The sequence below is a fragment of the Mesorhizobium sp. M7A.F.Ca.CA.004.06.1.1 genome, assembly GCF_003999135.1.
GTDB lineage: Bacteria > Pseudomonadota > Alphaproteobacteria > Rhizobiales > Rhizobiaceae > Mesorhizobium.
Genome location: NZ_RZPQ01000083.1, coordinates 1 through 13,104, shown reverse-complemented (window position 1 = coordinate 13,104; position 13,104 = coordinate 1). Strand labels below are relative to the sequence as shown.

Here is a 13,104-nt window from a genome sequence, read left to right as displayed (position 1 = left end):
GCCGCTGCCAGAAGCGATCACGCTGAACTACGCGCAGCCGCTGCTGGTGGTGGTGTTCAGCTCCATCTTCCTCGGCGAGGCCATCCGTGTCTATCGCTGGAGTGCGGTCGCGGTCGGCCTGGTCGGCGTGCTGATCATCTCCTGGCCGGAACTGACGCTGCTGAGTTCCGACGAGGCGCTCGACGATCAGGAAGTGCTTGGCGTCATCGCCGCTCTTGTCGCCGCGGCGATCTCGGCCGTCGCCATGCTCTTGGTGCGCAATCTCGTTCAAAGCGAGCGCACAGCGACCATCGTGCTGTGGTTTTCGGTGACGGCGAGCGTCATGTCGCTGCTGTCGCTGCCATTCGGCTGGCAGGCGCTGACGCCGCTCCAGGCGGCTCTTCTTGTTGCCGCCGGCTTCTGCGGCGGTCTCGGCCAGATCCTGATGACGGCGGCCTATCGCCATGCCGAGGCCTCGGTGGTGGCGCCGTTCGAATATACGTCGATGATCCTCGGCGTCGTCGTCGGTTATCTCGTCTTCGGCGACGTCGCCACGCTCCATATGCTCGTCGGCGGCCTGATCGTCGTCGCCGCCGGCATCTTCATCATCTGGCGCGAACGCCAGCTTGGCCTGGAGCGGACCCGCACGCGCAAGGCATCTTTGCCTGAAGGGTGATTACGACAGCTCGGCTCGCTCCTTCGCCAACCGAACCAGCACCGTCCTCGTCTGCTCATCGGCTGGAAAAAACGATTCGATCGCCAGTTCCGACAGGGTCACGTCGAGCGGCGTGCCGAAGACGGTGATGGTGCTGATGAACGACAGCACCTGGTCGCCGTGCGCAAGCCTGAGCGGGTGCACGATGGGGTTCGGCTCTACCGACACCGGCCGACTGCCTTTCAAGCCGGACGGATAAGTCCTCAGCTCACGCTCGAGTTCGATCAGCACCGCGTCGCCGCTCGCGTCATTCTGGTGTTTCAGGCGCTCGAGCAGATGCGTCCGCCATTCCTGGAGATTGACGATGCGTGGCGCGATGCCGCCGGGATGAAGGCTGAGGCGAAGGACGTTGACCGGCGGCGTCAGCAGCGAAGCCTCGCTGACATCGGCAAGGAAGGGGGCAATGGCGGCATTGGCCGAAACCAGGTTCCAGTGGCGGTCGACAGCGAGTGCCGGGAAAGGCTCGTGGCCTTTGAGGACGATCTCGACCGCCGCCATCGCCGGCGCCATCGTGGTGTCGGTCAATGAGCGCTCGCCGAAGCTCGGCGCAAAGCCGGCGGCGAGGAGCAACTGGTTGCGCTGCCTCAGCGGTATCGACAATTGCTCGGCCAGATGCAGCACCATGTCGCGTGAGGGCGCGGCGCGGCCGCTTTCGACGAAGCTCAGATGCCGCTGCGAGATTTCGGCCTCCATGGCGAGGTCGAGTTGAGACATGCGGCGGCGGGTGCGCCACTCGCGAATGAGGCTGCCGGCGGAGGTTTGGGCTGTTGTCATGAGGGCATGGTTAGACTGGGAGAGGGGGGCATTTCAATTACGTCTGAGGTCATAGTTCTTGCCGGCGTTCGCCTATCCACATTGGAGATTGGCGAAAGCGGAGATGACAGCCAATCTCCCCCCTCGTGGAGGAGATTGGCCAATCACCCAAGTGCACGCAGCTTCGCCTTGACTTCGAGAAAATCCCGCCACGCCAGCTTCTTGTGCGACGGGGTTCGCAGGAGATAGGCCGGATGCAGCGTCGGCATGGCCGGGATGGCGATGCCGGACGCCGTCGTGTGGGCGCGCCAGTTGCCGCGCAGCCGCAATATGCCTTCCGAGGTGTTGAGCAAGGTCTTGGCTGACGGGCCGCCAAGGTTGATCAGCACCTTCGGATTGACCAGTTCGATCTGCCGCTCGATGAACGGCCGGCAGATCTCGGTTTCGTGCGGCGTCGGCGTGCGATTGCCCGGCGGCCGCCAGGGAATGACATTGGCGATATAGACTGAAGTACGGTCGAGCCCGATCGCCGCCAGCATGCGGTCGAGCAGCCGACCCGATCGGCCGACGAAGGGCAGGCCCTCGATGTCCTCGTCGCGGCCGGGTGCCTCGCCGACCAGCATCACGGCGGCGTCCGGGTTGCCGTCGGCGAACACCAGGCTCTTGGCGGTGGCCTTGAGATTGCAGCCCTCGAATGCCGCCATGTGCTGGCGAAGCTCGTCCAGCGTCGTTGCTGTCGTCGCCAATTGGCGAGCCAGTGCCGCCTGCGCTTCGTCGGGAACGGTGGCCGACGTTGGGCGCGCAACCGGCGGCGCACTTGATCTGTCACTTGGTTCGGGGCGAGACATATTCGTCGAACGCTGCGGTGCGGCGATATCGCCCGAAGACGCCGCCGCGCGCTCCATGGGCTTTGGCGCAACCTCGGCGAATCGGTTCACGGGCTGGTCTTCAAGCGCCTCGTCGACGCCCACGCTGGCGTAAAAGGCCAGCAAGTCGGCGATGTCAGGTATGTTGTTTGGGGAAGCGGCAGTCATGCCGGCACATTCATCCGCGCGAGCACGATTTGCAAGTTTGTGATTGGCGAAAGCGGTGATGACAGCCAATCTCCCTCCTTGAGGGGGAGATGGCCGGCAGGCCAGAGGGGGTCGTCGCGCGTAGAGCGTCAACCTCCTCTGTCGGCGAAGGGGAGTCGCGTCCGGTCGTGCCGCCCCTCGAGGGGGGAGAGCGCGCCCCGCATCCGCGCCTCATCCCGTCGGTATGCGTGGATCCTGCACGAGGTAAAACGTCCATCGCGGTGTGTAATCAGTCATCAGGAATTCGAACCTGGCGGTTTTCAGCGGGTCGACCTTGCCATTCCTGAACAGCAGCCGGTCATAGGGTTCGAAATCGCGATCGAAATCGGCGAAATTGCTCGACAAGATATTGTCCGGCGTCTTGTTGCGCTGGTCGAAGGAAAGCCCGTCGCCGAACACGCTCGGCCGATTCAGGATCTCCTGCAATTCGAACTGGAATTCGACCCAGGCCTGGCCGCTGTTGTTGAGCACCTCGATGCGCATATACATCATGCCGTTGGCGAATTCGTCGGCCTTGCCGAATGCCTGGATCGGTTTTGTCGTGCGGATCGTCAGCGTCACCGGCGTTGACGAATTCAGCTCTTCGGTGATGACGAACGGATCGTCCTTCGTTCCGATGCCCGAGGCGCCGGTGATGTGGAAGCCGCCAAGCTCGTCGGAGAAGGAGTAGGCGCCAGCCGCCCAGACCTTCACTTCGTCGGCGGCAGCGTGATGCGGCGCCAGCATCAGAAGGGCCAAAAGGAGCGCCCGGCGGATCCGGCCGGGCGGGAAAAGAAAGCGCGTCGATGAAAAGCCGGCTGGCCCAGGAATGCGCATGGCGTGAAGTATGGCCGATAAGCAAGCCGTCGAACAATTAAAAACGCGCGCCTCGCAGGCAATGCCGGGCGAAAAGCAGTCTTCCAGCCTCGCAATGCGCGACTTTTTGGCCAAAACGGCATTGTCACGTATGCGCCGGTTTCCTGTCGTCAATTGATGCGCTATGCAGCGCGGGAGCCAGCAAGATACCCGAATGGGATAAGCCAGTGCGGAGGGGTTGATGAGCGACATCGAACGCGAAAGCATGGAATTCGACGTGGTTATCGTCGGCGCCGGCCCTGCCGGCCTCGCCGCAGCCATCCGCCTCAAGCAGGTCAATCCCGAGCTTTCGGTCGTCGTCCTGGAGAAGGGCGGTGAGGTCGGCGCCCATATCCTCTCCGGCGCCGTTGTCGATCCGATCGGCATCGACCGGCTCTTGCCGGGCTGGCGCGATGAGGACGGCCATCCCTTCAAGACGCCGGTCACATCAGACCATTTCCTCGTCCTTGGTCCTGCCGGCTCGTTTCGCCTGCCCAACATGCTGATGCCGCCGCTGATGAACAATCACGGCAACTACATCGTCTCGCTCGGCAATGTCTGCCGCTGGCTGGCGACCAAGGCCGAAGCGCTCGGCGTCGAGATCTATCCGGGCTTTGCCGCCGCCGGCCTGCTCTACAATGAGCAAGGCGCCGTCACCGGTGTCGTCACCGGCGACATGGGCGTCGAGAAGGACGGAACGCACGGTCCGGGTTTCGCACCCGGCATGGCGCTGATGGGCAAATATGTGCTGATCGGGGAGGGCGCTCGCGGCTCGCTCGCCAAGCAGTTGATCGCCAGATACAAGCTTTCCGATGGCCGCGAACCGGGCAAATACGGCATCGGCCTGAAGGAACTCTGGCAGGTCAAGCCGGAGAACCACCGTCCGGGCCTGGTCCAGCATTCCTTCGGCTGGCCGCTTGACTTGAAGACCGGCGGCGGCTCGTTCCTCTACCATCTCGAGGACAATCAGGTGGCGGTCGGCTTCGTCCTCCACCTCAATTACAAGAACCCCTGGCTGTCGCCCTTCGAGGAATTCCAGCGCTTCAAGACCCATCCGGCGATCAGCGGGACTTTCGACGGCGCCAAGCGCCTCGGCTATGGCGCGCGCGCCATCACCGAGGGCGGCTGGCAGTCAGTGCCGAAACTCTCCTTCCCCGGTGGTGCGCTAATGGGATGTGCGGCGGGCTTCGTCAACGTGCCGCGCATCAAGGGCTCGCACAATGCCGTGCTGTCCGGCATGCTGGCGGCCGAGCATGTCGCAGAGGCGATCGGTGCCGGGCGCGCCAACGACGAACTCGCTTCCTACGAGGAAGCCTGGCGCGCGACCGACATCGGCAAGGATTTGAAGAAGGTGCGCAACGTCAAGCCGCTGTGGTCGCGCTTCGGCACGATCGTCGGTGTCGGCCTCGGCGGCCTCGACATGTGGCTGAACACGCTGTTCGGTGTCTCGCCCTTCGGCACGCTGAAGCATGGCAAGGCCGACTATGCGACGCTCGAGCCTGCCGCCCGGCACAAGAAGATCGCCTATCCGAAGCCCGATGGCGTGCTGACCTTCGACAGGCTGTCCTCGGTGTTCCTGTCCAACACCAATCACGAGGAAAACGAGCCGGTCCACCTGCTTGTCGGCGACATGGAACTGCAGAAGCGGTCCGAGCACGATGTCTTTGCGGGCCCCTCGACGCGTTACTGTCCGGCCGGGGTTTACGAGTGGGTCGACAAGGACGGCAATGCCGCCGCCGATCCCACGGCCAAGGATGTGCGCTTCGTCATCAACGCGCAGAACTGCGTCCACTGCAAGACATGCGACATCAAGGACCCGAACCAGAACATCAACTGGGTGCCGCCGCAAGGCGGAGAAGGCCCGGTCTACCAGGGCATGTAGGCTCGCGCCGGCCACAGCGTGCAAAGCCCCGACGACGGCTCGGGTCTCCCGTGGCAAGTGAAACATTAGGACTGTTGAAACTGCCGCGCGCTTATGGTTCCATTCCTTGACGATAAGGAGATGGCCAATGCGCCTGGCGGTTCTGGCATGCCTTGTGGCGATCGCTGCGCTGTTCGGTTTGGCTTCGGCGGCCTCGGCCGGCACCAGGGTGGTGGTCAAGACGCGGACCTACGACATCACCGGGAACACGGGGCTGGCGCTGATGCAGGCTATGGACCGCAAGGGGCCGAAGCACGGCTTCATGACGCACGCCATCGCGTTGACCGGCTACGCAGTGGATTGGGACCTTGACACCAGCCAGGACAATGGCGTTTGCCGCTTGCGGCGCGCCAACGGCACGCTCAATCTCTTTTATACGTTTCCGCGTGTCGCCTCGGCCACCACGCCGACGCTCCGGAAGCGATGGACGCGGTTCTTCGCCGGCGTCCGCGCCCATGAGGAAACCCATGGCCGCATCGCCAGGGAGATGATGCGGGCCACGGAAAGATCGATCTCCGGCCTCAGGATTGCCGACGACCGGTTCTGCTACAAAACACGTCGCGAGGCACAGCGACGTATCAAGGCCACCAATGCCGCATATGAGGCCAAGCAGCTCGCTTTCGATGCGCGCGAGCATCGCGATGGCGGCCATGTCCAGCATCTCGTCATCGCTTTGGTCAGGCCCTGATCCTTCAGCCTGGCGTCTTGCCGGTCTGGCTTATGGCCGCGGTCGCGGTTTCATGTTCGTCGAGCGGCTTTTGCTGGTTCAGCCTGAGTGAGAACTCCACCATGACCGGAAGGTGATCCGAGCCGGTGTCTTCCAGCCGTGTCGCGGAATGGATGGTCACGCCGCCCTTGCTGAAAACCTGGTCGATCGGCAGGCCGGCGAAGCGCCGCAGGAAGTCCGGCAGCTTGATGTGGATCCAGGTCGGGCCGGCGGACGGCATCACGGTCAGCCCGCCAAGCGCCGCGACCCGCCGCACGGCGGCACTCCATGGCGCGGCATTGCAGTCGCCCGCCATGATGGCCGTCTCGCCGAGCGCGGAAAGCGGCTCCGTCAACTCGCCGATCTGCCAGTACTGCTCGCGTGGCCACGGCCAACTGAGGTGGATCGCCGCGACATCGACGTCGATCCCGCCGAAGTCGACGGTCGCTGTCGCCATGGCGCCGCGCCTTTCGCAACGCGCCTCGGTGCCCGCGGCAAAGGGCCTCCGCGAGAGCAACGCGACGCCGAATATGCCGTTGGGATAGGGACAGAGGATCCGGTATGGATAGGCGCTGCTGATATAGCCAAGCTCGGTCGCCCACATCGCCGATACCTCGTCGAGGGTGATCACGTCGGGATTGGTCCGGCCGATCAGCGACAGCACCTTCTTCGGCGTCGGATTGTCGTAGCGCAGGTTCATCTGCAGCAGCTTGTAGATTGCGCGGTCTTCGTTCTTGGCTTCATAGGCGGCCTCAACCGGCCACAGGCGGGAGAAGGACAGCGACCCGGAAGTGGTGGCGAAGGCCGCCACGGCAAAAAGCAGTGCCACGGCCGCCTGCAGGCGAAATGTCGTGGCCAGCAGCGGCAGCGCGCAAAGCGCCATCAGCACGGCAAGGTGGACGCGGAAATGCGAGAAGGAATCGAAGGCGGGATGCAGCGTTCCGAAAAACCCGGCCACCAGAGCGATCGAACAGGCCAGCATTGCCAGGAATGCAACCGAAATCAGCAATGTCCCGAGGCTCGCTCTCTCCATGCCGCCTGCTTATCGGCAGAAATGCGGCCCAATCAAGATGAGAAATGCCGCCGCGGTGCGTGGCATCGGCCTACTGGAACGCCGTTTCCGAAAAACTTCTGAGCTTGCGCGAATGCAACCGCTCCATCGGCATTTCCGCGAGCTTCTCCATCGCCCTGATGCCGATGGTCAGGTGCTGCGCCACCTGGCGCTTGTAGAATTCGGTCGCCATGCCGGGCAGCTTCAACTCGCCATGCAGCGGTTTGTCCGAAACGCACAGCAGCGTGCCGTAGGGAACGCGAAAGCGGAAGCCATTGGCGGCGATGGTCGCCGATTCCATGTCGAGTGCGATGGCGCGAGATTGCGACAGACGCTGTACCGGGCCACGCTGGTCGCGCAGTTCCCAGTTGCGATTGTCGATGGTGGCGACGGTGCCGGTGCGCATGATGCGCTTTAGGTCGTAGCCGGAAAGGCCGGTGACTTCGGCGACGGCTTCCTGCAACGCCACCTGGATTTCGGCCAGCGGCGGGATCGGCACCCAGACCGGAAGATCGTCGTCCAGCACATGGTCCTCGCGCACATAGGCATGCGCCAGCACATAGTCGCCCAGCGCCTGGGTGTTGCGCAGGCCGGCGCAGTGGCCGAGCATCACCCAGGCATGCGGCCTCAGCACCGCGATATGGTCGGTGATGGTCTTGGCGTTGGAGGGCCCGACGCCGATATTGACCATGGTGATGCCGCCATGTCCCGATTTCTTCAGGTGATAGGCCGGCATCTGCGGCAGGCGCGGCGGTGCAACGCCTTCGCTGGGCGCGCTTTGCCCGCTCTTGGTGATGACATTGCCCGGCTCGACGAACTCCGTGTATCCGCCGCCGCCATTGGCCATCAGGTTGCGGGCGCGGGCGACGAACTCGTCGATGTAGAACTGATAATTGGTGAACAGCACGAAGTTCTGGAACTGCTGCGGCGTGGTTGCCGTATAGTGCGACAGCCGGTGCAGCGAATAATCGATGCGCTGCGCCGTGAAGGGCGCCAGAGGCCTCGGCTCGCCAAAGGCGACTTCGAAGGTGCCGTTGGCGATCTGGTCGTCGGTGCCGTCGAGATCCGGCACGTCGAACAGATCGCGGATCGGCCGCTTGATGCGCTCTGCCGTCGCGCCGTCGACATGGGTGCCTTCAAGGAAGGCGAAATGCAGCGGGATGGGTGTGGTCGATTCCGACACCGTGACCGCAACCCCATGATTGCGCATGATCAGGCGCAACTGCTCGACGAGGTAGCTTTCGAACAGGCCCGGCTGGGTGATGGTGGTGGAAAAATGCCCAGGCGTCGGCATATGGCCATAGGCCTGGCGCGAGTCGATCTGGGTGAACGAGTTGGTGGTGACACCGATCTCCGGATAAAAGGCCCGGTAGCGCTTGCCATTGTCGCCGCCTGCTGCCGCCAGCTCTGCAAAGGAGTCGCGCAGGAATTTGGTATTGCGGTCGTAAAGCGCCTGCAGTGCCTTGACTGCTTTTTCGGCGCTATCAAAGCTTTGCCGGCCAAAAGGCTCCGGCATGACGACAGATTCGATGGCTTGTGGGTAGATTCGCTTTTCCATGGCTCAATATAGAGACTTGGATCGGCACTTGGGAGGGGTGTCGCGACCGAAGGCGGCCAAAGCGCCGTTTTTCTTCAACCGCGCTGCAGGCTGACCAGGAGCACAAAGCCGACGCCGGACTTCTTCAGGGCTGGTGCGTCGATCGTCGAGCCGGCGTCAGTGCGCATCATCGGCACGGCCAGAACCGGAGCGGCCAGCACCGTCAGGATAAGCGCCGCCCGCGGCAGAAGCCGAAGGGTCTTGAGAGTGTTGGCGGCGATGCGGTTCATGGCGTTCAGCTTTTCTTTCGAGGTCTTGGTTTCTTTGGTCAGTTGCGAAGATGGGTGGGGCAGGCGAGGCGGCAGGTTCTGGAACTGGCTTCGTCCCAGGCGCGGGCCGGACGGCCCGCTTCGGCGACGAGGATGGCGAAGAACATTCCAAACAGGCTCACCAGCAGGCAGACGATGGTGAAGCGGCGAGCAAGCATTGGGTCGGTCTCCTTCAACACGCCGGAGAATGCCCTGATGCAACTGAACCGGCTCTGATGCCGGCGTTCATCTGCCGTTCAAGATGACTGACGGGTTTCGACGGCGCCGGCGTCGGTTTGGATAGCCGCCGGTGGGTATCGAGCATCATCGGCGCAGGATGTGTCGACAAACGAAAACGGGGCCCGTCGAGGCCCCGTCATCATGTCGCAAGGATGCGCTCGATCAGAGCTTGTGCCAGGTCTGGCTCTTGCAGATCAGTCCGCCGAGCACGCAGCCGCTCATCTTGAGAGAGCTGCCCGACAATGTCGCCTTGCCCGAATAGGTCTTGTCGTTTGCCGGATCGGTGATGTTGCCGGCATATTTGTTGTCGCCTGTCGCCTTGAGCGAGCCGATGGTCTTGCCGGCATATTTCCCGGACTTGAGCGTGATGGAAAACGAGCCGCCGCCGGCGATGGCCGCGGTTTCGCCGGCCTGCGTCTTCCAATTGCCTTCGATCGGATCGGCCCATGCTGCACTCGCCACGATCAATGTGGCCGCAAGGGCCAGGCTCAGTTTTCGAAACATGTCTTCCTCCCTGTGGATGTCCGGCCGGATGCTCCGCCTCGCCGGTCTGCCGCTTACGCAAACGTAAGCTAATCCAGCTCCCGGCAAAACAAAAGCGGTGCCGTAGCGGAAGACTTTGGGATTTTGCAGCCGCCTGAAAGCGCCTCCTCGACGATGAAATGAAACGATCGGCGCATCGCCTTTGTCTGCCGTGGTTAGCGAAGTCTTGCCCCCGCGCGAGAAAACTTTCGTCAAATTTGAGGCAAGCAGGCTGAATTGCTGGGTTTGTATCCTTAACGAATTTCGGCGTTTACCTCTTGTTTTAGCTTTGTTTTCCTCAAATTAAGCACGCCATTTAACGACGGATTCAAGCCTGCACGGCATTCTCGAAAGCATCGGAAGAGCAGCCGGCAAGACGAAAGAAGGCAGCTCTCGGGAGCCTGACAGGGGCCGGAAAACAGGGGATTGAAATGGCACGTTTTGAAATGCTTGAAGCAGGTTTCGGCGCTATGGGAGCAACTGCCCAGGCCGACATCCTTTTCGAATTGGGCATGATGTATGCGACCGGCCGCGATTGCGAGACCGATGTCGTTGCCGCCCACAAATGGTTCAACATCGCCGCAATCAAGGGCTCGGCCCGCGCCGCCGAGCTGCGCTCGGAACTGTCGGCCGCCATGTCGAAGGTCGAGATCGCCACGGCGCTGCGCGAAGCCCGCGAATGGATGACCATGCACTGAAATCTGCCAATCGCAGACAGATCCATCGAAGACAGGGAAGCTCCGGGATCAAGGCCGCACAGACGGCCAGACCCGGCGAAATTGAAGGCCGCGCAAGACGGTCACGAAGGCAAGGGAAAGAACGCGGCAGGCCGCAAGGCCCAGTCGTGCGCGACACAGGGAAGCTGAGCGGATTTTTAGGCGCGGGGGCGCCTGGAGATTGCTCGACGGGCAAAAAAGCCGCGACCAGCCGGAACAAGGCTGGCGTGGCTTTTTGCGTGGATGACGTCTTGCAGGCCCAATCGAGCGGCGCCAATGCGCCTAGACAGGCCGAATGAAGGATGAAATTGTCCGGCCTCTCTGGAAGAAGCGCGGCCGGGGCGGCCGCGCGTGAGTGGAGGAGTTCTACCATCATGAAAAAATTGAGTATTTTGAACGCGGCCATATTCGGCCTGATGTTGAGCACGCCGGTCGCATTCGCAGACGACATCACCTTTGCGGTGGTGGGCCCGATGACAGGACAGCTCGCCACCATCGGCGATCAGTTCAAGCAGGGCGCACAGGCTGCCGCCGATGCGATCAACGCCGCGGGCGGTGTCGACGGTCGTCAGATCAAGCTGAGCATCGAAGACGACCAATGCGATCCCAAGCAGGCCGTGTCGGTTGCCAACCGCGTCGTCGCCGATGGCGTCAAGTTCATCGACGGCCATGCCTGCTCGGGTTCCAGCATTCCGGCATCAGCTGTCTATGCCGAAGCCGGCGCCTTGATGATGAGCCCGGCCTCGTCAAACCCGGTGCTGACCGATGCGGCAGCCAAGGCCGGCTGGCCGACGATCATGCGCCTTTATACGCGAGACGACGCGCAGGGCGCCTTCATCGGCCCATGGATCGCCAAGAAGTTTGCCGGCAAGAATGTCGTCGTCCTGCATGACAAGAGCGCCTACGGACAGGGCGTGGCTGACGCCGTCAGGGCAACGATGAATGCCGGCGGCCTCAAGGAGGTCTATTATGACGGCATCAACGCTGGCGAGAAGGACTATTCGGCTCTCGTCACCAAGCTCAAGGATTTGAAAGCCGACGTTGTTTATTTCGGCGGCTACCATCCTGAAGCCGGCCTGATCCTGCGTCAGTCGGCGGAACAGAATCTGAAGTTCCAGCTGATCATGCCGGACTCCATCGCCTCGCCGGAATTCTGGCAGGTTGCCGGCCCGGCCGGCGAGGGCACCATGTTCGTCTTCCCGTCGGATCCGCAGGCAAAGCCGGAAGCCAAGGCAGCCGTCGAGAAGATCAAGGCCGGCGGTTTCGTGCCGGAGGGTTTCACGCTGTTCTCTTACGCCACCATCCAGGCTTTCGCCGAAGGCATCAAGCGTGCCGGCAGCGACGACCCGGCCAAGGTTGCCGAAGCGTTGAAGAACGGTACGCCGATCAGCACCGTTGTCGGTGATGTCACCTTCGACGAGAAGGGCGACCTCAAGAATGCCAGCTACGACATCAACCAGTGGCATGACGGCAAATACGCGCCGATCGCGCAGTAATCGCCACCCTGCGACTGGATGGCATAGAGAAATGGCCGGGTTCATCCCGGCCATTTTTTTGCTTCCCCTGTCGTGGCCTTCCGAACCGTCAGCTCACTGCTGTGGTCGCGGCGTTGTGCTCCTCGACGAACCGCACCAGCACCGTTCCGTCGGTGACCTGTGCGCCCTCTGTGGCGATCTCGGCGATCACGCCGTCATGCGGCGCGGCGATGGTGTGCTCCATCTTCATCGCCTCGAGGATCAGCAGCGGCTGGCCCTTGATCACCGTATCGCCTTTTCCCACGCGCACCAGCTTGACCAATCCCGGCATCGGCGCACGCAGGCTGCCGGTGCTTGCCGCCGCCTCATCGGCCCGTGCCAACGGGTCCGGCACGGCGAAGGTGTAGCCAACGGCGCCTTCGAACACGGTAATATGGCCTGGCCAGCGGGCGAGGCGTGGCGTGGCGCGAAAATCATGCGAATTGGTGTCGCCATAGGGCTTGTCCAGCGCGACCTGGAATCGTCCGTCCGCCCGCACCGAAACCTTCGCCGCGATATCGTCTTCGCCGAACTTCAGCCATGTGCGTCGCGCCACGCTGTGGAAATGGGCATAGCCGACAAGCGACGACCACGGATCGTCGGATGACGGGGTTGCGCCGGCACCGGAGGCCGCAAGAGCGGCGGCAGCAATGGTTTCGTCGCTCGGCGGCGGGACGGTCGCCAAGGTTTCTTGGTGTCTGCCAATCAGGCTGGTGTCGACATCGCCTGCAGCAAAATCCGGATCGGCGGCGAGAGCGGCAAGAAAGGCGGTGTTGACGGTCGAGCCGGCGATCTCGGTCCGGGATAGCGCCGCGCCAAGCGCTTCCAGAGCCCCCTGACGGTCCGTGGCGTGGACGATCAGCTTGGCAATCATCGGGTCGTAATAGGGCGAGATGGCGTCACCCGCCCGCACGCCGGTCTCTATGCGCATTGTGGCGCCTTCGGAGGCTGCGTCTGGAAATTTCAGATGATGCAGCGTGCCGGTCGCCGGCAGGAACCCTTTTGCCGCGTCCTCGGCATAAATGCGCGCCTCGAAGGCATGGCCGACGAGCGCGATCTCGCTTTGCGTCTTCGGCAGCTTTTCGCCGCTGGCGACCCGCAACTGCCACTCGACCAGATCGGTGCCGGTTACCATTTCGGTGACCGGATGTTCGACCTGCAGGCGGGTGTTCATCTCCATGAACCAGAAGCGGGCGGCTTTCAGGCCCTGCGAGGCATCGACGATGAACTCGATG

At 62.7% G+C, this 13,104-nt stretch carries 15 protein-coding genes; 6 read left to right on the top strand and 9 right to left on the bottom strand.

Features of this window, described 5'->3' with window-relative positions:
* Positions 1-655 (top strand): DMT family transporter (locus EN906_RS08010; RefSeq protein WP_164777126.1); only part of this gene is annotated, 655 nt, incomplete at its 5' end.
* Here EN906_RS08010 and EN906_RS08005 read toward each other — a convergent pair.
* The 3 genes from EN906_RS08005 to EN906_RS07995 all read right to left on the bottom strand — a co-directional run bounded on the left by EN906_RS08005 (position 656) and on the right by EN906_RS07995 (position 3,336).
* Positions 656-1,468 carry a helix-turn-helix transcriptional regulator gene (locus EN906_RS08005; protein ID WP_127270977.1) on the bottom strand — a complete coding sequence of 271 codons (813 nt, stop codon included), beginning with the start codon at positions 1,466-1,468 and terminating at the stop codon, positions 656-658.
* 143 nt (positions 1,469-1,611) lie between these two features.
* Positions 1,612-2,481 carry a uracil-DNA glycosylase gene (locus EN906_RS08000; RefSeq protein WP_127270979.1) on the bottom strand — a complete coding sequence of 290 codons (870 nt, stop codon included), beginning with the start codon at positions 2,479-2,481 and terminating at the stop codon, positions 1,612-1,614.
* Positions 2,482-2,691: 210 nt separating this feature from the next.
* Entirely contained in the window at positions 2,692-3,336 is a 645-nt protein-coding gene (locus EN906_RS07995; protein ID WP_127269925.1) for a hypothetical protein, read from the bottom strand.
* Between the two features lie 10 nt (positions 3,337-3,346).
* Here EN906_RS07995 and EN906_RS37230 point away from each other — a divergent pair, with 10 nt between their 5' ends.
* The 3 genes from EN906_RS37230 to EN906_RS07985 all read left to right on the top strand — a co-directional run bounded on the left by EN906_RS37230 (position 3,347) and on the right by EN906_RS07985 (position 5,963).
* Entirely contained in the window at positions 3,347-3,493 is a 147-nt protein-coding gene (locus EN906_RS37230; protein WP_155930595.1) for a hypothetical protein, read from the top strand.
* Between the two features lie 63 nt (positions 3,494-3,556).
* On the top strand, positions 3,557-5,236 hold the full coding sequence (locus EN906_RS07990) for an electron transfer flavoprotein-ubiquinone oxidoreductase (RefSeq protein ID WP_127269927.1): 1,680 nt from the start codon (positions 3,557-3,559) through the stop codon (positions 5,234-5,236).
* Positions 5,237-5,363: 127 nt separating this feature from the next.
* Positions 5,364-5,963 carry a DUF922 domain-containing protein gene (locus tag EN906_RS07985; protein WP_127269929.1) on the top strand — a complete coding sequence of 200 codons (600 nt, stop codon included), beginning with the start codon at positions 5,364-5,366 and terminating at the stop codon, positions 5,961-5,963.
* A gap of 4 nt (positions 5,964-5,967) precedes the next feature.
* On the opposite strand, the gene EN906_RS07980 is transcribed toward EN906_RS07985, so the two are convergent.
* The 5 genes from EN906_RS07980 to EN906_RS07965 form a co-directional block, all read right to left on the bottom strand.
* On the bottom strand, positions 5,968-7,014 hold the full coding sequence (locus EN906_RS07980) for an endonuclease/exonuclease/phosphatase family protein (protein ID WP_127270982.1): 1,047 nt from the start codon (positions 7,012-7,014) through the stop codon (positions 5,968-5,970).
* A 70-nt stretch (positions 7,015-7,084) separates the two neighbouring features.
* Entirely contained in the window at positions 7,085-8,548 is a 1,464-nt protein-coding gene (locus EN906_RS07975) for an AMP nucleosidase (RefSeq protein WP_236382868.1), read from the bottom strand.
* 116 nt (positions 8,549-8,664) lie between these two features.
* Complete coding sequence (locus EN906_RS07970) at positions 8,665-8,859, bottom strand: hypothetical protein (protein ID WP_127270986.1); 195 nt, start codon at positions 8,857-8,859, stop codon at positions 8,665-8,667.
* 38 nt (positions 8,860-8,897) lie between these two features.
* On the bottom strand, positions 8,898-9,056 hold the full coding sequence (locus EN906_RS37225; RefSeq protein WP_023812838.1) for a hypothetical protein: 159 nt from the start codon (positions 9,054-9,056) through the stop codon (positions 8,898-8,900).
* Positions 9,057-9,279: 223 nt separating this feature from the next.
* Positions 9,280-9,621, bottom strand: a complete 342-nt coding sequence (locus EN906_RS07965) for a DUF2147 domain-containing protein (RefSeq protein ID WP_127270988.1) — start codon at positions 9,619-9,621, stop codon at positions 9,280-9,282.
* A 449-nt stretch (positions 9,622-10,070) separates the two neighbouring features.
* On the opposite strand from EN906_RS07965, the gene EN906_RS07960 reads away from it, so the two are divergent.
* Together EN906_RS07960 and EN906_RS07955 are read left to right on the top strand one after the other, a co-directional pair.
* Positions 10,071-10,337, top strand: a complete 267-nt coding sequence (locus EN906_RS07960; RefSeq protein WP_013532614.1) for a sel1 repeat family protein — start codon at positions 10,071-10,073, stop codon at positions 10,335-10,337.
* A gap of 392 nt (positions 10,338-10,729) precedes the next feature.
* Positions 10,730-11,851: an ABC transporter substrate-binding protein gene (locus EN906_RS07955; RefSeq protein WP_127270990.1), complete on the top strand. Its 1,122-nt coding sequence runs from the start codon at positions 10,730-10,732 to the stop codon at positions 11,849-11,851.
* 88 nt (positions 11,852-11,939) lie between these two features.
* Here the strand turns inward: EN906_RS07955 and EN906_RS07950 are convergent.
* Positions 11,940-13,104 (bottom strand): biotin/lipoyl-containing protein (locus tag EN906_RS07950; protein WP_348629274.1); only part of this gene is annotated, 1,165 nt, incomplete at its 5' end.

Coding starts and splice junctions, on each gene's coding strand:
- EN906_RS08005 (WP_127270977.1), bottom strand. CDS start 1,468: ATGACAACAGCCCAAACCTCCGCCGGCAGCCTCATTCGCGAGTGGCGC.
- EN906_RS08000 (WP_127270979.1), bottom strand. CDS start 2,481: ATGACTGCCGCTTCCCCAAACAACATACCTGACATCGCCGACTTGCTG.
- EN906_RS07995 (WP_127269925.1), bottom strand. CDS start 3,336: ATGCGCATTCCTGGGCCAGCCGGCTTTTCATCGACGCGCTTTCTTTTC.
- EN906_RS37230 (WP_155930595.1), top strand. CDS start 3,347: ATGGCCGATAAGCAAGCCGTCGAACAATTAAAAACGCGCGCCTCGCAG.
- EN906_RS07990 (WP_127269927.1), top strand. CDS start 3,557: ATGAGCGACATCGAACGCGAAAGCATGGAATTCGACGTGGTTATCGTC.
- EN906_RS07985 (WP_127269929.1), top strand. CDS start 5,364: ATGCGCCTGGCGGTTCTGGCATGCCTTGTGGCGATCGCTGCGCTGTTC.
- EN906_RS07980 (WP_127270982.1), bottom strand. CDS start 7,014: ATGGAGAGAGCGAGCCTCGGGACATTGCTGATTTCGGTTGCATTCCTG.
- EN906_RS07975 (WP_236382868.1), bottom strand. CDS start 8,548: ATGCCGGAGCCTTTTGGCCGGCAAAGCTTTGATAGCGCCGAAAAAGCA.
- EN906_RS07970 (WP_127270986.1), bottom strand. CDS start 8,859: ATGAACCGCATCGCCGCCAACACTCTCAAGACCCTTCGGCTTCTGCCG.
- EN906_RS37225 (WP_023812838.1), bottom strand. CDS start 9,056: ATGCTTGCTCGCCGCTTCACCATCGTCTGCCTGCTGGTGAGCCTGTTT.
- EN906_RS07965 (WP_127270988.1), bottom strand. CDS start 9,621: ATGTTTCGAAAACTGAGCCTGGCCCTTGCGGCCACATTGATCGTGGCG.
- EN906_RS07960 (WP_013532614.1), top strand. CDS start 10,071: ATGGCACGTTTTGAAATGCTTGAAGCAGGTTTCGGCGCTATGGGAGCA.
- EN906_RS07955 (WP_127270990.1), top strand. CDS start 10,730: ATGAAAAAATTGAGTATTTTGAACGCGGCCATATTCGGCCTGATGTTG.